General features: G+C 34.8%; 17 protein-coding genes. 4 read left to right on the forward strand and 13 right to left on the reverse strand.

What is annotated here, in order from left to right; all coding sequences use genetic code 11:
• Positions 1-43 precede the first annotated feature (43 nt).
• From BUC31_RS04585 to BUC31_RS20270, 3 genes are read right to left on the reverse strand one after another with little or no spacing between them, the layout of a single operon-like run.
• Complete coding sequence (locus BUC31_RS04585; RefSeq protein ID WP_073241679.1) at positions 44-1,381, reverse strand: serine hydrolase domain-containing protein; 1,338 nt, start codon at positions 1,379-1,381, stop codon at positions 44-46.
• A 21-nt stretch (positions 1,382-1,402) separates the two neighbouring features.
• Complete coding sequence (gene hemB / locus BUC31_RS04590) at positions 1,403-2,392, reverse strand: porphobilinogen synthase (RefSeq protein ID WP_073241681.1); 990 nt, start codon at positions 2,390-2,392, stop codon at positions 1,403-1,405.
• A gap of 19 nt (positions 2,393-2,411) precedes the next feature.
• Positions 2,412-2,561 carry a hypothetical protein gene (locus tag BUC31_RS20270; protein WP_170861926.1) on the reverse strand — a complete coding sequence of 50 codons (150 nt, stop codon included), beginning with the start codon at positions 2,559-2,561 and terminating at the stop codon, positions 2,412-2,414.
• A gap of 516 nt (positions 2,562-3,077) precedes the next feature.
• Here BUC31_RS20270 and BUC31_RS04595 point away from each other — a divergent pair.
• Both BUC31_RS04595 and BUC31_RS04600 read left to right on the forward strand, forming a co-directional pair.
• Entirely contained in the window at positions 3,078-3,953 is an 876-nt protein-coding gene (locus BUC31_RS04595; protein WP_073241683.1) for an ABC transporter ATP-binding protein, read from the forward strand.
• A 1-nt stretch (position 3,954) separates the two neighbouring features.
• Positions 3,955-7,557 carry an ABC transporter permease/M1 family aminopeptidase gene (locus BUC31_RS04600; RefSeq protein WP_073241685.1) on the forward strand — a complete coding sequence of 1,201 codons (3,603 nt, stop codon included), beginning with the start codon at positions 3,955-3,957 and terminating at the stop codon, positions 7,555-7,557.
• Positions 7,558-7,675: 118 nt separating this feature from the next.
• Here the strand turns inward: BUC31_RS04600 and BUC31_RS04605 are convergent, their stop codons facing one another.
• From BUC31_RS04605 to hemA, 8 genes are all read right to left on the reverse strand, one after another.
• Entirely contained in the window at positions 7,676-8,464 is a 789-nt protein-coding gene (locus BUC31_RS04605) for a PhzF family phenazine biosynthesis protein (protein ID WP_073241686.1), read from the reverse strand.
• A 111-nt stretch (positions 8,465-8,575) separates the two neighbouring features.
• A complete protein-coding gene (locus BUC31_RS04610; RefSeq protein WP_073241688.1) occupies positions 8,576-9,520 on the reverse strand; it encodes a DUF4421 family protein in 945 nt (314 codons plus the stop codon).
• Positions 9,511-10,413: an oxygen-dependent coproporphyrinogen oxidase gene (gene hemF / locus BUC31_RS04615; RefSeq protein WP_073241690.1), complete on the reverse strand. Its 903-nt coding sequence runs from the start codon at positions 10,411-10,413 to the stop codon at positions 9,511-9,513. The genes BUC31_RS04610 and hemF overlap by 10 nt, the downstream gene beginning before the upstream one ends.
• The gene (locus BUC31_RS04620) at positions 10,403-10,945 is read right to left on the reverse strand and encodes a GNAT family N-acetyltransferase (RefSeq protein WP_073241692.1); all 543 of its coding nucleotides are present in this window, start codon (positions 10,943-10,945) and stop codon (positions 10,403-10,405) included. The genes hemF and BUC31_RS04620 overlap by 11 nt, the downstream gene beginning before the upstream one ends.
• 49 nt (positions 10,946-10,994) lie before the next feature.
• Complete coding sequence (gene hemE / locus BUC31_RS04625; protein WP_073241694.1) at positions 10,995-12,026, reverse strand: uroporphyrinogen decarboxylase; 1,032 nt, start codon at positions 12,024-12,026, stop codon at positions 10,995-10,997.
• A gap of 37 nt (positions 12,027-12,063) precedes the next feature.
• Entirely contained in the window at positions 12,064-12,420 is a 357-nt protein-coding gene (locus BUC31_RS04630) for a four helix bundle protein (RefSeq protein ID WP_073241696.1), read from the reverse strand.
• Between the two features lie 43 nt (positions 12,421-12,463).
• Positions 12,464-14,044 carry a hydroxymethylbilane synthase gene (hemC, locus tag BUC31_RS04635; RefSeq protein ID WP_073241698.1) on the reverse strand — a complete coding sequence of 527 codons (1,581 nt, stop codon included), beginning with the start codon at positions 14,042-14,044 and terminating at the stop codon, positions 12,464-12,466.
• Positions 14,041-15,297, reverse strand: coding sequence for a glutamyl-tRNA reductase (gene hemA / locus BUC31_RS04640; RefSeq protein WP_073241700.1), 1,257 nt, complete (start codon positions 15,295-15,297; stop codon positions 14,041-14,043). Before hemA ends, hemC begins: the two co-directional genes overlap by 4 nt.
• A gap of 192 nt (positions 15,298-15,489) precedes the next feature.
• Here hemA and BUC31_RS04645 point away from each other — a divergent pair, with 192 nt between their 5' ends.
• Complete coding sequence (locus tag BUC31_RS04645) at positions 15,490-16,380, forward strand: AraC family transcriptional regulator (RefSeq protein ID WP_073241702.1); 891 nt, start codon at positions 15,490-15,492, stop codon at positions 16,378-16,380.
• A 4-nt stretch (positions 16,381-16,384) separates the two neighbouring features.
• On the opposite strand, the gene BUC31_RS04650 is transcribed toward BUC31_RS04645, so the two are convergent.
• Positions 16,385-17,227, reverse strand: a complete 843-nt coding sequence (locus BUC31_RS04650; protein WP_073241704.1) for an N-acetylmuramoyl-L-alanine amidase-like domain-containing protein — start codon at positions 17,225-17,227, stop codon at positions 16,385-16,387.
• Positions 17,228-17,236: 9 nt separating this feature from the next.
• On the reverse strand, positions 17,237-18,307 hold the full coding sequence (locus BUC31_RS04655) for a mechanosensitive ion channel family protein (RefSeq protein WP_073241706.1): 1,071 nt from the start codon (positions 18,305-18,307) through the stop codon (positions 17,237-17,239).
• Positions 18,308-18,484: 177 nt separating this feature from the next.
• On the opposite strand from BUC31_RS04655, the gene hemH reads away from it, so the two are divergent.
• The gene (gene hemH, locus BUC31_RS04660; RefSeq protein WP_073241707.1) at positions 18,485-19,528 is read left to right on the forward strand and encodes a ferrochelatase; all 1,044 of its coding nucleotides are present in this window, start codon (positions 18,485-18,487) and stop codon (positions 19,526-19,528) included.
• Positions 19,529-19,530: the final 2 nt, after the last annotated feature.

The raw sequence follows: 19,530 nt of genomic DNA on the forward strand, positions 1-19,530 counted from the left end.
AGGGTTGTTTTATGAATCTAAGATATTAATAAAAATACTAAGGTTATTGCTGTTTTGAATTATCAAATGCTTGATAAAATAGTTGTTGAATGGATGAACGTATATTAAGATTGTAAATATTGCGATTTTCTCTCGTAGGATACACTCTATTTGAAAGAAAAATATAAACTAATTTGTTTTCTGGATCTGCCCAAACAAAAGTACCGGTAAAACCGCTATGCCCAAAACTGGTAGCGCTAACTTCTGGTGCAGGGTACGCATCAGCAATTTTAAAGGTATTATTTTCTAAATAAGGCTTGTCAAAACCTAAACCTCTTCTGTTATCGTTATTGGGATATTGAACTTTTGAAAATTCTTTAATGGTATTTTCAGCGATGTATTGCTTGCCGGCATAATGGCCGTTTTGCACAAACAGTTGCATAATAATTGCCAGATCATCTGCATTGCCAAACAACCCTGCGTTACCAGAAATTCCGCCTAATAAAGATGCGTTTTCATCATGTACCCAACCTTGGGTTAGCGTATGTCTGTAAATTGTATCTACTTCTGTGGGTACTATTTTATTCTTGAAATTTTTGTGGCTCGGTAGAAAACCAAAGGTTTTCATACCAAGTGGTTTGTAAAATTCTTGTTCCATATAATCTGCATACGGAACACCAGTAATTTGAGTAATGAGCTCAGGAAAAATAAGAAATGTGAGTCCGGAATATTTATATTTTTTCTCTGCAGAAACTTCAGAACGATTTATGATTCGGTACATTTTTCGGTTGAATCTATTTTTTACATAGATACCTTCAAAAGCTTCATTGCTAAATCTGTTATTAGATGTACTGCGGATGAACCTCTTTTTAAACCGACCGTTATTTTTTAAAGTCTCCCTGAGAAAAACAATGTAAGGTTCAAGACCCGCTTGGTGGGCTAAAATCTCGCGAAGCGTAATAGCTGCTTTGCCTTTCTGTCTTCTCCAAGGTTTCCAATAGGTACTAAAAGGTACATCTAAATCTAGCTTGCCTTCATCTACCAATTTCATAATTGCAGGCAGCGGACCTAAAATTTTGGTAACAGATGCTAAATCATAAATATCATTTAATGCAACTGGTTGAATACTATCATAGGTGTGAAAGCCATATGCTTCATGAAAAATAATATTCCCGTCTTTGGCTATTAACACCTGAGCACCTGGGAATGCATTATTTTTTATACCAGTTGTTACAATACTATCTACTTTGTGATTTATATAAAGAGAATCTAACCCATAATGCGCCAATGAAGATTCTTGTAAACTAGAACCAACCGGAAGCAATAATGTTTTGGTTACAGGTTCTTGTGAAGCAAGAATGCCACTTAATAAACCAAAGAGTATAAAAAATAATTTATTCATTCAATTTAATAGAGACTGTATTTATCCTAAGAGTTTTACAACGTCTTTTGCGAAGTAACTGGCGATGATATTTGCACCTGCTCTTTTAATTGCAATTAGCTGTTCCATCATTACCGCATCATGATCTAACCATCCTTTTTCGGCAGCAGCTTTTACCATGGCATATTCGCCAGAAACTTGATAAACGGCAACTGGCACATCAACTTCATTTTTAATTTCACGAACAATATCAAGATAGCAAAGTCCTGGTTTTACCATAACAATATCTGCACCTTCTTCAATGTCCATTTGTGTTTCACGAATAGCTTCAAATCTATTGGCGAAATCCATCTGGTACGTTTTTTTATCCTTAGGTACATTTTTAATATCTACAGGAGCGGAATCTAGCGCATCTCTAAACGGACCGTAAAAAGCACTGGCATATTTAGCGCTATACGCCATAATGCCTGTATTAGTATAACCTTCATCTTCTAAAGCTTCACGAATGCTGAGTATTCTACCATCCATCATATCGCTAGGGGCAACAAAATCTGCACCAGCTTTGGCATGAGATACACTCATTTCTGCTAGAACCTCTACACTTTCATCATTAAGAATCTGTCCGTCAGCAACAATACCGTCATGACCGTAAGAAGAGTAGGGGTCTAAGGCAACATCTGTCATTACCAGCATTTCTGGACATGCATTTTTAACCGTTTTAATGGCTAATTGCATTAATCCGTTTTCATTTAAAGCTTCAGAACCCTGATTATCCTTTAGATTATCAGGTACTTTTACAAATAATAAAACGGAACGTAAGCCCATTTTCCAAAGTTCCTTTACCTCTTTTGTAAGGTTGTCAAGACTTAGGCGGTAATAGTTAGGCATTGAGGCGATTTCCTCTTTAATACCTTTACCTTCTACTACGAAAAGTGGGACTAAAAAATCACTTGGCGAAATTATAGTTTCTCTTACTAAACTACGTATAGCTTCTGAACTTCTAAGTCTTCTATTTCTAATAAGTGGGTACATAATTCTATTTTTTCAATATTTATTCAGATTCCTTACTTTTTCTGATAATACTTTTCAATCGTTCTTTTCGAAGCGCTGCTTCCTTTTTCAATTTGTTCTTCTTCCTATCCATTAGCTTGGCATGCTTTGCTTTGTTCACTGTATTTTTAGCCTTGCCTTTTTTTGCCATACCGGAATATTTAGATTCAAACGCTTTATTGCTTTTTGTCCGCAAAGTCTAGACTTTACTTCATCAAAGCATATGTATCTTGAAGTTATACAAAAATAGGTGAATTTGAATAATTGCTACAGCCGTTGTTGCTTATTTTTATGCGGTAGCGGATAAATGATTCTTGATATAAAAGTTCAATTAATTTTATTACACAAATATACCTGGCGTTTGTAACAACAGGAGTTTTAGAAGGTTTTCAAGATTGTATAAAAGAAGAGCAATGATAGGTTATAGCGGCACTTGGTTTAATTTTTTTTATAAAGTTAAGAGGATGCTATTAAAATGCTCTTTTTCCAATTTATATGACTTTATTTTTTAATTGATTTGAATTGGACTGAGAATAAGAATAATTACCGCTATTTTGTAGGTGAAATTATATGCTATAAATAAATTTCTTACCTCCTGATGTAACTTTTTGAAAATTTTAGACACGTATTAGACATCTGAATACTAACCTTGAAAACCGATTAATATATGCTTTCGATAACAAATTTGAATAAAACGTACCCAAACGGTACAAAAGCCTTAAACAATGTTAACCTAGAAATTGGTACCGGTATGTTCGGCTTACTTGGTCCTAATGGGGCAGGCAAGTCTTCTTTAATGAGAACTATTGCTACCTTACAACAGGCAGATAGTGGTCATATTGAATTTAACGATATCGATGTTTTCGCAGAACCCGATGAGATTAGAAAAGTATTGGGGTATTTACCTCAAGATTTTGGAGTCTACCCAAAAGTATCTGCAGAGATGATGCTAAATCACATCGCAAAAATTAAGGGTATTCAAAGTAAAACGGATCGTAAGGCATATGTAGCCGATTTATTGAATAAAGTAAACCTCTACAAATTCCGTAAGCGTAATCTTGGTGATTACTCCGGTGGTATGAGACAGCGCTTTGGTATAGCGCAAGCATTGATAGGTAACCCTAAACTGATTATTGTAGATGAGCCAACTGCTGGTCTTGATCCATTAGAACGTAACCGTTTTCATAATTTATTAAGTGAACTAGGCGAGGATGCCGTAGTAATATTATCAACACATATTGTAGATGATGTAATTAACTTATGTACAAATATGGCAGTATTTAATGAGGGTAGTGTAGTGGTGCAAGGTCATCCTTTAGAACTCTCTAATACATTAAATAACAAAGTATTTCGTAAAAATATTGCTAAGGAAGAAGTTGAAAAATACCAGTCAGAATATAACGTGTTATCTACTTATTTACGTAGTGGTAACCTATATATAAATGTATATGCAGAAGGCGTGCCAGGCGAAGGGTTTGAAGAAGTTGCCAATAATTTAGAGGACTTCTATTTCTATAGTATTAACCAACCTCAAACTGTTTAATATGAAAGAAATATTCTTATTTGAGCTAAAATATAGGCTTAGACGACCGGTCACTTATATCTACATATTTATCATGTTTCTAATACCTTGCTTACTTGGGGTATTCGCAGAATCTGCTACTGCAGAATTCACCAATAGCCCTAGTGCTATTGTAGGAGTCCTTGGAGGATTGAGTACTATAGCGTTGTTCTTTTATGCCGCTATAATGGGTGTGCCTGTTTATAGGGATGAGGAGCATAAAACAGCACAGACCTATTTTACTTTTCCTGTCTCTGAGAAAAGCTATATACTAGGTCGTTTTTGGGGTAGTTTTACGATTGTCACAATAATGAACATTGCAGCTATGATTGGAGCCATGTTTGGATTTGTATTAGGCGCTTTGTTAGATAGACCAGATTATGGTACCTATACCGATTTTAACTTTTGGTCTTACTTTTTCCCGTTTTTATATCTGCTAGTTTTTAATTCATTTTTTATAGGTAGTCTTTTCTTCTGTTTAATGACATTTTTTAAGAGAATGCCAATTTTATATTTAGGAGGTATTGTAATATTGATTGCTTCCATATTATCGGGGCAGTTACTATCTAGTTTAGATACCGAATGGCTTAGTGTCTATGTTGATCCTTTTGGGGAATCTGCTTATGGATATTTGACCAAATACTGGTCTGTAGACGAGTTAAATACCAACCAATTGGTTTTAACGGGTAAGTTTATGCTAAATCGTTTATTATGGTTGACTTTGGGTATATTAATATTTGTATTTACACTATTTAAATTTTCATATAAAGGATTTTTATCCTCCAAGAAAAAGAAGAATGTAAAAGAAGATAATGATCTTATAGCATCTTCAGAAACAATTAGTGTTGTTCAAGAATTTAGTGAAAAAGCGCAAAGACAAAATCTATGGTCTTTAAGTAAAATAGAATTTTTATCTATCGTTAAAGAACCTGTATTTCTTGTGTTAATTATAATAGGGGTTATAGTAGCTGGGTTTATAACCTATCAAAATAATCAATATAATGGTACGCCGTCATTACCGCTTACTAGGTTTATGGTTGCCTATGTTTCTGGTGGGATAGCTTTGTTTTCCACAATTATTCTAATTATTTATTCTGGTGAAGCAGTGCATCGTACAAGAAGTAATAAGACTTTTGAATTTTATGATGCCCTACCGGTAAGTAATACTACACTATATCTTTCAAAGATTATTTCACTTATTGGTGTTGCCGTTTTGTTGACATTAATTAACATACTGGTTGGTATAATGTATCAGACAGGTAATGGTTATTTTGATTATGAATTAGGTATGTATTTTACCTATAATTTTACATCTCTTTTTCCTTTATATGTTGCTACATTGTTATTGGCATTCTTTATTCATGTGCTAGTAAACAATAAATTTTTGGGTCATTTTATTGTAATTATAATTTATGTGGGTATACCTATTTTGGTGAGTTTAGTGTTGAAAACAAATAACCCACTTTTAGCTTTTGGAGAAACAACACCAGGTTTTATAAGTGATTTAAATGGATTTGGACATTACCTGACTGGTCAATTTTGGTTGAACTTATATTGGGTTCTTTTTACAGGTACATTGGCTGCTATTGGTAGTGTATTCTGGAGTAGAGGTTTTTATTCTTCAGCAAAAGAGCGTTTAAAATTAGCTAAAAGTAGATTTAAGGGTAAAACGATCGCTTATACCTTGTTTTTCTTATTTGCTTTTATTTCTGTAGGTGCTTATAGCTTTTACAATATAAAAGTTCTGAATCATATGGAGGATAGCGATTCTAGTGAGAAGCTTTCTGCTGATGCTGAAAAGGCATATGGTAAGTATATAGATAAGCCCCATATTCAAGTTATCGATTTAAAAGCTGATATAGATATTTATACAGATACACGTGGTGTAGATGCAAAGGGAGTGTTTACAGTTGTTAATCCTTCAGAAGCCCCAATCGATACTGTGTTAATGGAAATTAAGTTTCCTACTTATGATACTAAGATTACGAAGGTGATTTATAATGATCAAGAGTTAAAACCGTTTTTAAGTGATTCATTGTATCATCTATTCATTTACAAATTGCCAGAAGCTTTACAGCCGAAAGACACTGCTAATTTGGTTATTGAAACTAAGGCAAGAACACATGGGTTTGCTATGGATAGGGAAACTGCTGTACTTAATAATGGTTCTTTCTTTAATGATGCTATTTTTCCAAGCTTTCACTATGATATTGCTTTGACAGAAAATGGTGCTCGTGAAAAATATGGTTTAGAGAAATTAGACTTTCTTTTTCCGCCAAGAACAGATAGCATTGCTTTGAAAAAGAATTTATTTAATGAGGATAGCAATTATATGGATTTTGAAGCAACGATTAGCACATCAAAAGGGCAAACAGCTGTTGCGCCAGGTGTATTAGTTGAGACATGGGATCATGAAGATAGAAGCTATTTTAATTACAAAATGGAAGATAAATCTGATTACTTCTTCAATTTTGTTTCTGCAACTTATGATATTGAAAAAGATGTTTGGATTGCCCCTAGTGGAAAGAAAGTTGCTATTGAAGTATATCACTCTCCGAAACACAAGAAAAACTTAGCTTCATTTATAAAAGGGGTTAAAGTTTCGTTAGATTATAATTCTAAAAACTTTTATGAATATCCATATTCAGTAATCAGGATAATTGAGTTTCCGGCGCACACGACATTTGCACAATCTTTTGCGACAACTATACCTTACTCAGAAGATTTTGGCTTCGTAGCAGATTTTTCTAACGAAGGAGATTTTAATTATGCTTTCAGGGTAACAGCTCATGAAATTGCACACCAATGGTGGGGTCATATCGTTACGCCAAGTAAAACAAGAGGGGCAAATATTATTTCTGAAACTTTAGCAGAGTATGTTTCATTAATGGCTTTAAAGCATGAATATGGTGAAAATGGTATAAAAGGATTTTTAAAGCCTTCTTTAGATACCTATTTGTCTAGAAGATCATTCAGTTTTAAGCCAGAACGTTCGTTAATGGATGTTGAAACTGGTCAGCACATTTGGTACCAAAAAGGATCCATGATTATGTATGATTTGCAAGATGTCATTAGTGAAGATGTTATAAATGCCGGACTTAAAACATTCTTGCATGAATACAAATATTTTGAGAAAGGGGTATACCCAACTTCTGAAGATTTGTATAAAGCTATTTATAATGTTACTCCAGATTCTTTGAAATATAAGGTTGATGATGGTTTTAAAGAAATTGTTCTTTATGAAAATCGTGTGATGGATGCTAAAACCAAAAAGCTAGATAATGGCAAATGGGAAACTACATTCACAGTCAACTCTAAGAAAATTTATTATGATGATACGGGTAAAGAGAAATTGATTGATGATAAAAAGAACTTAGTAGATGTAGGTCTCTTTGGAGATGATATCACCGGTGACGATGGTGTTACTATCAAGAACCCGTTTTACTTTGAATTAAAGTGGCTTTCTGCGGGTGATAATACATTTACTGTCGTTACTGATGAAAAACCATTAAAAGCGGGTATTGATCCGTACAATAAATTAATTGATCGTAACTCTGATGATAATTTAGAGTCAGTAGAAGAGTAGTTTTTTCAATTTAGTTAGAAACCTGTTCGTTAATGGCAATTGTCATAAAACGGACAGGTTTTTACTTTTTTAGAATATTGATAAGCCGCTGTATTAGTTAAATAGATTGATACAGAATCTAAATCTCTATTTCGCCAACCAAATAACAAACACCATGTCCAGATATTTTTACTCTATCTCCGTGAAATTCACATTCTAATTCACCACCACGTTCAGATAGTTGTTTTGCCGATAATGTTTTCTTATTCAGTTTCGGTGACCAATATGGTGTTAGTGTAGTATGTGCAGATCCAGTTACTGGATCTTCTGGAATGCCACATTGTGGCGCAAAAAAACGAGATACAAAATCAACATCATTCCCTTTAGATGAAACAATTACTCCTCTACATTCTAATTCATTCAATAAAAAGAAATCTGGGGTAATAGCTTCAATTTCTTCCTGAGTATTATAGATAAGTAAATAGTCAGTTTTACCCTTAAATGTTTCTAAAGGTTGTTTTCCTATTGCTTTTGAAATGTTGAGTTGTTCTGGTACGGGAATTAAATCATCCGTTGGGAAGTCCATGGTTAATAGTCCCTCGTTATTTTTTTGAACTAATAACTCTCCACTTCTTGGAGAAATAAACCGAAGCATATTTTCTGTGAAACCGTAGTAGTTAAAGATAACATAGGCGGTTGCCAGGGTTGCATGACCACATAGGTCAACTTCAATTTCTGGTGTAAACCAACGCAATTCATAATAGTCATTTTTATTGACAGCAAAAGCGGTTTCAGCTAAGTTGTTTTCTGCAGCTATTGTTTGCATTAATTCAGTATCTAACCAGCTGTCAAGAATACAGACTGCTGCCGGATTTCCACCGTACAATTTAGTTGTAAATGCGTCTATTTGATATATTTTCTGTTTCATGGAATATAGATTTACTCGATAATCGAGTTTTAATGCTTCTAGGCTTGCCTATAAAAATACAGTTATTCTAAAACGAATGCATATTGAATCGAGCGATTGCTCTGAGGTACGTTATTCTAATCCGAATTTACGACTTATCTCATCGGCTTTTTGAATCCACTTTTTAGGAGCATCAAATCGGTAGCCTACATAAAACTCAAGAAAGCTTATGGAGTCATCTAAAATGAAATTCTCATCTGAAGTGTGACTCAATAGTTGCGTATTAATATTTACACCACTAAAGAAATTTTCAGAATTATAACCTCCTGTCATTCTAAAAATTAGTTGGGCCAAACCATTAAATGAGGTGTCTCCATCTGTGCTAGAGTAGTTAAAACCTAATCCGCCAGTTGCACCAGCAGAAACGAGATAATTTTCATCGAAAATCCAGTTGTAATAATACCCAGGACCAATAGCAACCTTCAAAGATTTCTCCAATTGATTATCGATAATAGGGTCTTCTAACTTAAACTTTGTGTAGTAGTACGATATGCTAGGAATAAAACTGCCGACACTTTGTTTTTGCCATTCATTCTGAAATCCGATAGCACGAAAAGAAAAATCTGGGTTAAAAATATAACTAGATGTTCCTCCAATCTTAAAGGTTTTTAAATCATCTATGGGTAAGGTTAAATCTGCAGTTCTAACAAAGAATCCTTTTTGCTTATAGATATCTAAGGTCTGCATGTATTGACCAAAAAACGTGCGTATGTTGAAAGTGATTAATTTAGAATCGCCGTTGTCTTTATTCTCAGATAGAAAGTTAGGTGCATAGCCAAAATCAACTTCTAGAAAACGAAATAGAACCGATAACCCTAGATAGCTTTTGTCATTGGGTATAAACTCAGTTTTAGCGCGTGTTATCTTGTCTCTAAGCGTAAAATTATTAGAAGTGGTCTGTAAAGACAACCTCACGGTAACTTTATCAGGAAAGGCTTCTTTGTAGTGCGAGTTTTGTGCAATAGATACTTGCATAAAACATAGCATACTCCAGAATAGAATAAATCTTACACCCATTCCTTCGGTTTCATCAATACGTCAATCAAACGTTCTTCTTCGCTACCCTTTTCCGGTTGATGGTCATAGCGCCATTGCACATGTGGGGGAAGACTCATTAATATACTTTCAATTCTACCGTTTGTTTTTAAACCAAACAAAGTACCCTTGTCATGAACTAGGTTAAACTCTACATATCTTCCTCTTCTAATCTCTTGCCAATCCTTTTGTTCTTTGGTGTATTCAAGATTCTTTCTTTTTATAACGATTGGTACATAGCAACTTAAAAAACTGTTGCCCACCTCTGTGACGAAGTTGTACCAGTCTTGCATATCCATTTCTGGTGTTGCTTTACAATAGTCAAAAAATAACCCCCCCAGTCCACGTGCTTCATTTCTATGGGTATTCCAAAAATACTCGTCGCAGCGTTTTTTATAGGTGTCGTAGAATGTAGGATTATGTTTGTCGCAAGCTGTTTTGCATACTTGGTGAAAATGAACGGCATCTTCGTCAAATAGGTAATAGGGTGTCAAGTCTTGACCACCGCCAAACCATTGATCTACAATTTCGCCGTCTTTACCATACATTTCAAAATAACGCCAATTGGCATGAACCGTTGGTACCATTGGGTTCTTTGGGTGTAATACTAAACTTAATCCGCAGGCAAAAAAATTAGCATCTTCTACTCCAAAATATGCCTTCATACTATCCGGAAGCTCGCCATGTACTCCTGATATATTTACACCACCTTTTTCAAAAACAGCTCCGTTTTCAATTACACGTGTTCGACCGCCACCACCTTCTGGGCGTACCCAAATGTCTTCTTTAAAAGTGGCTGTACCGTCTACTTCTTCTAATTTTGAAGTAATGGTATCTTGAAGTTGTTCTATGTAGTCGTAAAATTTATCTTTCATTCTGTAAAACATAAAGTTCCATATCTAACGGTTCTTCGTTAGGTGGGGTGTGTTCTTTTAATAGTGTCTCTTTCCAAAGATAACCACAATTTTCTGCTACCTTAATGCTGCCAAGATTAGATTTATGTGCAATAATTCTAAGTCGCTGTAAATGCTGCTCGTTAAATCCCCATTCTGAAATTGTTTTAACAGCTTGTGTGGCAAACCCTTTATTGTTGTGGTCGTATGATATGCAATAAGCGATTTCTGCTTCTTTAGCTGCTCGTCTAAGTTCTTTTAAATAAACTAGCCCTATAATTTTTCTATTTTCTGGTTCTTTAAGTGTGAATAAATACTCTTTGCCAGATAGAAAATCTGATACCTTTTCAAGAACGAAAATATTGGATAATGTCGGATTAAGATTTGCAGCAACCGTTTTAGGAAAGTATCTTTTTATGTGGTCTGCATTGGCAGATATAAAATCGCACAAACGCCATGCATCTCTATCTGAAATCGGATTAATTTCGAAATCTGGTAGTTGAAATGAATTCATTATGCGATTATTATATCGGCTACTTTAATTCTTTTTGAGCCTCTTAATTTTAGGCTTGCTTGTATTCTTTTACAGCATCAATAAACGCCTTGGCATTTTCAACAGGAACATTTGGTAGAATACCGTGACCTAAATTAACTACGTAGCTATCTTTGCCAAATTCATTGATCATTTGGTGTACCATCTTCTTAATTTCAGAAGGTGGAGACAATAAGCGAGATGGATCAAAATTACCTTGTAGCGTAATTTTACCACCACTTAAATAACGTGCATTTCTTGCAGAACATGTCCAGTCTACTCCTAATGCCGCAGCACCTGATTTTGCCATATCACCTAAAGCAAACCAACATCCTTTTCCAAAAACAATAACCGGAGCTTCATCTTTTAAAGCATCGATAATTTGTTGAATGTATTGCCATGAGAATTCTTGATAATCGGTTGGCGATAACATGCCGCCCCAAGAATCAAATACTTGTACCGCATCTACACCTGCAGCAACCTTAGCTTTTAAATATGCAATGGTGGTATCTGTAATTTTCTGAAGTAATTCGTGAGCAACAACTGGTTGTGTAAAGCATAACTCTTTAGCTTTATCAAACGTTTTGCTTCCTTGACCTTGCACACAGTAGCATAAAATTGTCCAAGGGGAACCTGCAAAACCGATTAACGGAACTTCATCGTTCAATTTTTCTTTAGTTGCTTTTATGGCTTCCATTACGTAACCTAATGTTTCGTGAACATCTGGTACAATAACGCTGTCTAAATCTTTTTGATTACGAATAGGGTTCGGTAAATACGGACCAAAATTCGGCTTCATCTCCACGTGAATATTCATTGCTTGCGGTATCACCAATATATCACTGAATAATATAGCGGCGTCCATACCATATCTACGAATAGGTTGAACCGTAATTTCTGATGCTAATTCTGGAGTCTGACATCTGGTAAAGAAGTCATATTTTTCTTTGATAGCCATGAATTCAGGTAAATATCTACCTGCTTGACGCATCATCCACACTGGTGGTCTTTCTACCGTTTCACCCTTTAAGGCTTTTAGAAATAAGTCGTTTTTTAAGCTCATATTCTTGTAATAGCTTTTAGCTGCTAGCCCTTGGCTTTTAGCTATTTTTTATTTTACTAATTAGACTATTAATCATTTTAGATTCTATTGAAATCAATTCAAAAATTGACTTCAAGTCTCCGCTATCTAAAAATTTCAATTCTTCTGATATTATTAATTGAGTTTCTACTTCAAAAAGAGAACCTAGTGCAATCTCTAAAAATCGTTTAAATTCAACTTCACTATTTCGGCTGCATCCTTCTGCAATATTTGAAGGAACTGAAACAGCAGCTCTTGAAAGTTGACTTTTAAGTCCGAATTTTTCTTCGCTTGGCAACTTTTGCACTAAACTATAAACATGCTTAACTATGGTGATTCCATTTTTCCATATTTCAAGCTTTTTAAAGTCTCTCATAATTTATTAAAAAAGCCAAAGTCTAGAAGCCAACAGCTAAAAGCTAATCTAGATAGTCACTGTTCACCAGTTCAATAACACTTTCTACAGTAGGTATTTTGGCAACTTTAACTTCTTTGAAATGTTCTCTTGCTACTTTTGCAGTGGTTTCACCAATACAATATGCTACTCTGTCTGTAGAATTCTCTTTTAAATAGCTTTCTACGTTCGACGGACTAAAAAACATAATCCCTTTTGCGCTTGCAGGTATTGCTTTACCAGAAAGTTTGGTTCTGTAAGCTTCTATCGCGTTTACCTCAATATTGTTTTCTTCTAAAATACTTGGTAGTTCTTCTAAACTTAGATTGCCATGAAAATAAGTGACTTCAGTACCATCTATAAATTCTACTAAATGCTTCGCTAAATCTTTTGCATTATTTTCATAATGTGTTACTTTACCGAAAGTATTTTTAATTAATCTACGTGTTTTTCTTCCAACACAATAGATGTTTTCAAAATCTAATTCAGCAACATCTCTACTTGCTAATACTGCTTCTACCGCATTTTTACTGGTGAAAACAACATTTTTATGTGGCTGTTTCAAGATAATAGGAGAAATACGATTCGGATTAATTTTTATAAAATCATCTGAATCGGCATTAACCGATATGTTTAATAGTAACTGTTGTGGCGGAGTCAATTTCTTGGTAGAAAATATATTGACATCTAAGCCGGCATTTGCCAGTTCGGTCATTAATCGTTTACCTCCTCTGGCTAAAATACTTTTAGCACAGTCGATACCTAAATTTTGATGCTTACCAAGTGGCGCGGTTAATTCTGCTTCCAGTTTTTTACTTCCGTCAACATTTAATAGAACACCTTTTAGGGTAACAATATTTTCTTTGTTGATATATGATAATGCTCCTATTGGTGCACTACAACCACCTTCTAATTCTCTGAGAAATTCTCTTTCAAGAGTAACACAGGTATCCGTTTCTTCGTGATTTAGTTGTGCGCAGGCCTCAAGAACTTCTTCATCACCTTCCATGGCAACTACCATAATAGCGCCTTGTGCAGGGGCTGGTAACATCCAGGTAAGTCCGATTGTGTTTTCTGGTTCCAAACCGATACGTTCTAGACCTACAGCGGCGAAAATTGCACCGTTCCAATCATTTTCGTACAGTTTTTCTAAGCGTCTATTTACATTTCCTCTTAAATCAACAACCGTATGTGTTGGGTATCTATTTAACCATTGCGCTTGTCTGCGTAAGCTACCAGTGGCAATAACGGCATCACGAGAACCTAAAAATTCCTCATTATCATTAAATGCCATAATGTCCATGTAATTACCGCGTTTTAAAACTGCAGCTTTTACAATACCCTCTGGCAAGGCAGTAGGTACATCTTTCATAGAATGTACGGCAATATCAATATCACCATTGATCATGGCAACATCTAATGTTTTGGTAAACACTCCCGTAATTCCTAATTCATATAAGGGTTTATCTAAAATTAAGTCTCCCGTAGATTTTACAGGAACTAATTTTACTTTATGACCTAATGCTTGAAGTTGACTTTTAACGGTTTTCGCTTGCCATAGCGCTAATTCGCTATCGCGTGTTCCTAATCGTATTACTTTACTCATTGTTCGTCCAATTCTAATTGAAATACTTTTTGGATAAATTCTAAACTTGAATTGGAATCTACCGAGTCATCTTTAAGATGATTTGCAAATTGCTTGGTTATTTTTTGAATGATACGATTTGTAACCACATCTGCTTGGTGCGAATTAAAATCGACCGTTTTTTTGGATTGGTAGTCAAGCTCCTCATCCTTTATAGTCTTCAATTTCTTTTTTAAAGCTTTAATAACAGGAGCAAATTTTCTAGTTTCTAACCATTGGTTAAAATCATTCTTAACTTCTTCGTTTATTGCTTCTGCCTCAGGAATAAATTGTTTTCTACGCTCTAAAGTTTCATCGGTCATTTGAGATAAATGATCTAAATGAATTACCGTAACATTTTCCATATCTGAAATAGAATCATCAACGTTCTTTGGAACGGAAAGGTCTAATATCAGTAATGGTTTGTTTGTATAGATTAATTCTTTGGTAATGGTAGGTTTTTGTGCACCTGTTGCAACTACCAAAATATCTGAAGTTCTTATTTCTGATTGTAAATCGCCATAATCTTTCACCTTAAGGTTGAACTTGCCTGCAATTTGCTCAGCTTTATCTTTAGTTCTATTGATTAGGGTGATATGCGGATTTTTAGTGTGCTTTATTAAATTCTCACACGTGTTACGACCAATTTTCCCAGTTCCGAATAAAAGAATATTCTTGTCGGTAACATTTTCAACATTACGCATAATGTATTGTACAGATGCGAATGCTACAGATGTTGCGCCAGATGAAATTTCAGTTTCATTCTTAATACGCTTGCTTGCTTGTATTATGCTATTGCAAAGTCTTTCGATAAACGGATTGGCAATACCCAATTCTTTTGAACGCTTAAAACTTTGTTTTAGTTGACTGATGATTTCAAAATCGCCAAGTATTTGACTATCTAATCCTGTACCTACTCGGAACAGGTGATTAATAGCTTCTTTATTTTTATACACATATGCCACCTCTTGAAAAGCCTCAACGGTTCCGTTAGAGTGGTCGCATAATAATTTTATTAGTTGAAATGGATGTTGCGCAAAGCCATGTAACTCTGTACGGTTACATGTTGATGTTGCCAATAACCCATCAATGCCCTGTTCTTTAGCTTGTGTTAAAAGTGACTTTACAGCCACTTCGTCTAAACTAAATTTACCACGAGCCTCAGCATCAGCCTTTTTGTAGTTAAGACCAATGGTATAAAAAGAGTTATGTTTAGAAATGTGATAGTCTTTCATAAAGCGGATACAAAAATATGGGCATCCACTCAATAAAAACAACGCTAGCGGTACAATTAATGTCGCCTGCCGAATTTTTAGTCAAAATATGATAAATATCAGTTTATTAGCTATAATTTTATGATGGTTTCAACGAATAAGGACTATTTTATTTAGATGCTTTCTAAATAGATATAAAATATATTTAAGAAAATGGAGGTAAAAAGTAACGCTCAAGGGTCATACGATGAAGTTTTAATTGAAGACGGATTTTACGTACTCAAATTTCAGAATGAAGAAGATACTGAGTTGCAGTACACCCGTGAAATCAATAAACGATTTATACAGATTCATTTTTGTTTAAAGGGTAGTGGTAGCTATAATTTTAATCAAGGTAATTATAGTTTAGATGTCAAAGAAGAGAATTCTTTGTTGCTGTATAACACACAGTTAGACTTGCCTTTGAATTTAAGTCTTAGTCCAAAATCATCACTGGTTTCTGTGGTAATGACCTTGCGAAAGTTTCATTCTTTATTCACTGCAGAGGCAGATTATATTCCGTTTTTAAGTTCAGATAATAAAGAAAAGAAGTACTATTCTCAAGAACCATTTTCACCTTCGATAGCAGTTATTTTGAGTCAGATCGTGAACTATAATCTACATCCTTCTATAAAATCACTCTACGTAAAAGGTAAAATTTATGAATTAATAGCTTTATACTTTAATAGAAGCCCCAATGCAGATATTGAACAATGCCCGTATTTAGCAGATGAGGAAAATGTAAAGAAGATTAAAAAAGCCAAAGAAATTATTTTGGCTAATATGGCAGAGCCACCTACATTGGCTGAGTTATCAAGTGAAATTGGTTTAAGTTTAAAACGACTAAAAGAGGGTTTCAAGCAAATTTATGGTGATTCTGTCTATAGTTTCTTATTTGATCATAAGATGGAGTATGCTAAGCGTCTTTTAGAAACCGGTCAGTATAATGTCAATGAAATCGGACTCAAAGTAGGGTATAGTACCTCTAGTCACTTCATAGCTGCCTTTAAGAAGAAGTATAATACCACACCTAAAAAATACTTATTGGCCTTAGCGGGTAGTTAGAACGTTATAATGGTCTTGCAACCATAATACCTGTGTTGCTTTTTATGCCTTTTAGGTAATCTGCCAACGGTAACTTAGATACTTCAACTTGCATTGATCCGGTGGATGCATGTAATAAATGAATTCTACCATCTTTTTCGCGCGTAGCAATTCCGGTATGGGTAACATCTAATCCGTTTATAGAAGTAGCAAGTGCTATAATGTCTCCAGATTGAATAAGATGCTCATTCTTGGCAATTTCGCCTTGTGTCAATACACAAATAGCCTGACTGTTTAAATACTTTTCAGAAGCTTTAATTTTTGAGTAATTAATGTCATCTGCCAAAAATGGATACAAATCTCTATGGGTACTCATGAAATTGATGTCTTTGATAATTTCTGCACCACCAATTTCACCGGTAATATCCTTTAAAAGTCCTTTCTCGGCATTGTTCGCAATCCATTCAGAAAAGTAATGTAAACGAGAAGCGTAGCCATCTAGTTCGCCATCTTTATATCTAATAACTTCTAAGTTATTGATGAAAGCATCAAAAGTATCCTCCTCTTTTCTTAGCAGCTTTGAGAACGCCAGTACATTTTCTACAAAGGTTGTGCAATCTAAACCCTGAAGGTTTACTACAAGAGTTTCGGTATCACCAATTTCCAACGTTTTGGCTACATATGGCGTTTTCATGAAAGTTTTACCAACATTAACCATGGTTTCTCCGAAGTTGTCCTGAAACATTCCGTCGATTTCCGCTAGCTTATTTTCAACAGCTGCTTTGTCTTTTGGTGAGCAGGTTATCTGTTGAGAGAAGCTGACTGATACACTTCCGTATAAAAAAAGGAATAGAAATATATGTTTCATAAAGCTAAATTATGAATTGTTATTCTCTTCTGTAGACTTTTCTAGTAAAACCCTATTCCTAGCAATACTTTCAGGGTAGTTCTGCTGTAAAAATGTAATCAGTTTTTCGCGAACAAGTACGCGTAAATCCCAAGCGGTAGGGGAATCTTTTGCGCTCATTAGGGCTCTTATTTCAACACAGTTTTGCTTACTCTCTGTTACTTGTAGTACGTTTACTTCTTTGTCCCAAAGGTCTGTGTTTTCTAGAATTTTGGTCAACTCTTCCCGAAGCGCATCAAAAGACACATTGTAATCTGTATATAAAAAGACAGTACCCAAAATATCCGATGACGTTTTGGTCCAGTTTTGAAATGGTTTTTCAATGAAATAAGGTGTTGGTACAATCAGTCTTCTTTTGTCCCAAATCTTCACTACCACGTAGGTAAGTGTTATTTCTTCAATTCTGCCCCATTCTCCTTCAACAATAACTACATCATCTATTTTAATAGGTTGCGCAATGGCAATTTGAATACCTGCCAAAACGGTACCAATCATTTTTTGTGCAGAGAAACCAATGATAATACCAGCTACACCTGCAGATGCAAAAATACTTACACCTAGCTCTCGTATACTTTCAAAACTCATTAAAACTGCACCAATCGCCAATAAAATAATGGTAAACATGAAAATGCGTTCCAATATATTGAACTGGGTATATATTTTTCGTGCTTTTAAATTGTTTTCTACATGCACATCATAATTACTAACGATAATTTTTTTGATGATTTTTAAAAGATTCAACATTAGCCAAGTAACTGAGAAAATAAATAGAATGGTACTTGTTTTTTTAAAGAAGTATTGGTGTTCGGTAAGATTTAATATGGTGCGTAAAGCTTCTGAACGAATAAGTATTGAGTTGAAAATGAAAAAGATAGGCCAGCTCAGTTTTCTAAAAGTGCCTTCCGGCAATAAGTATTTAGGGTCTCTGCCAAATTTTCTAAGAAAGTAGGATATGAGCCAATAAGCAAATAGGATGGCTATGAAGGAAACTAAAAAGAGATAAAGTTCACTTCTGGGGACGGTATCAAAAAAAGTATTCATTGTAAAAAGTGTTATAGTTTTTGACGATTTACAACTTACTAAAATTAAACAGCACTAAAAATTAATTGGCGAGTTATTAGATTGCTTTATAAGAGTATAGAAAAACTATTGCCGAAAATTAAAATTTCATCGATTTGCATGTGTTATTTTTGCAATCGAATAACAAACACATACGCTATGAAAGGAGTATTATTGGTCAATTTGGGTTCTCCAGAAAGTCCTACCGCAAAAGATGTTAAGCCCTATTTAGATGAATTTTTAATGGATGAGCGTGTAATTGACGCTCCTAAATGGTTAAGAACTATTCTAGTAAGAGGAATAATTTTGCAGACTAGACCAAAAAAATCTGCTGAGGCGTATGCTAAAATATGGTGGGAAGAAGGTTCTCCGTTAGTGGTTATATCTGAACGATTTTCCAATAAATTAAAAACACAGACCGAAATGCCAGTGGCTTTAGGTATGCGTTATGGTACCATGTCTATTAAAAAGGCCATGCAAGAATTGAAAGATAAAGGTGTAGATGATGTGCTTTTAGTCCCGTTATATCCACATTATGCGATGTCTAGTTTTGAGACAGTAGTTGTAAAAGTGTTAGAAGAGCAAAAAGCTGGCTTTCCTGAAATGAAAATTACAACGCTACCTGCTTTTTATAAGCACCCTGAGTTTATTAAAGCGCTTTCAGAAAGTATAAAAGACGGACTAGAAGGTTTTGACTACGATCATATTTTGTTTTCATACCACGGTATTCCTGAGCGTCATATTCGTAAAAGTGATCCTACTAGCTTTCATTGTAAAATAGATGGCACTTGTTGTAACGTAAATTCTGTTGCGCATAATACGTGTTACAGACACCAAGTTTATGACACTACCGAAATGGTAAAAGCGTATTTGGGATTAAAAGAAGAGCAAGTGAGTTCTTCGTTTCAATCGCGTTTAGCTGGTGACCCATGGTTAAAGCCGTATACCGATTATGAATTTGAGCGCTTAGCTAAAGAAGGCAAGAAAAAGCTAGCCGTAATTACACCTGCATTTGTAAGTGATTGTTTAGAAACATTGGAAGAAATTGCAATGGAAGGTAAAGAGCAGTTTATGGAAGCTGGTGGTGTAGAATACAAGCATATTCCATGTATGAATGACAATGACACTTGGGTGAAGGTAATGGCGAAGTGGGTTAACGATTGGCATGCTACAGATAAATTAGATGTTGTGCCAAGCACCTAATA

Source organism: Maribacter aquivivus (genome assembly GCF_900142175.1).
Classification (GTDB): domain Bacteria; phylum Bacteroidota; class Bacteroidia; order Flavobacteriales; family Flavobacteriaceae; genus Maribacter; species Maribacter aquivivus.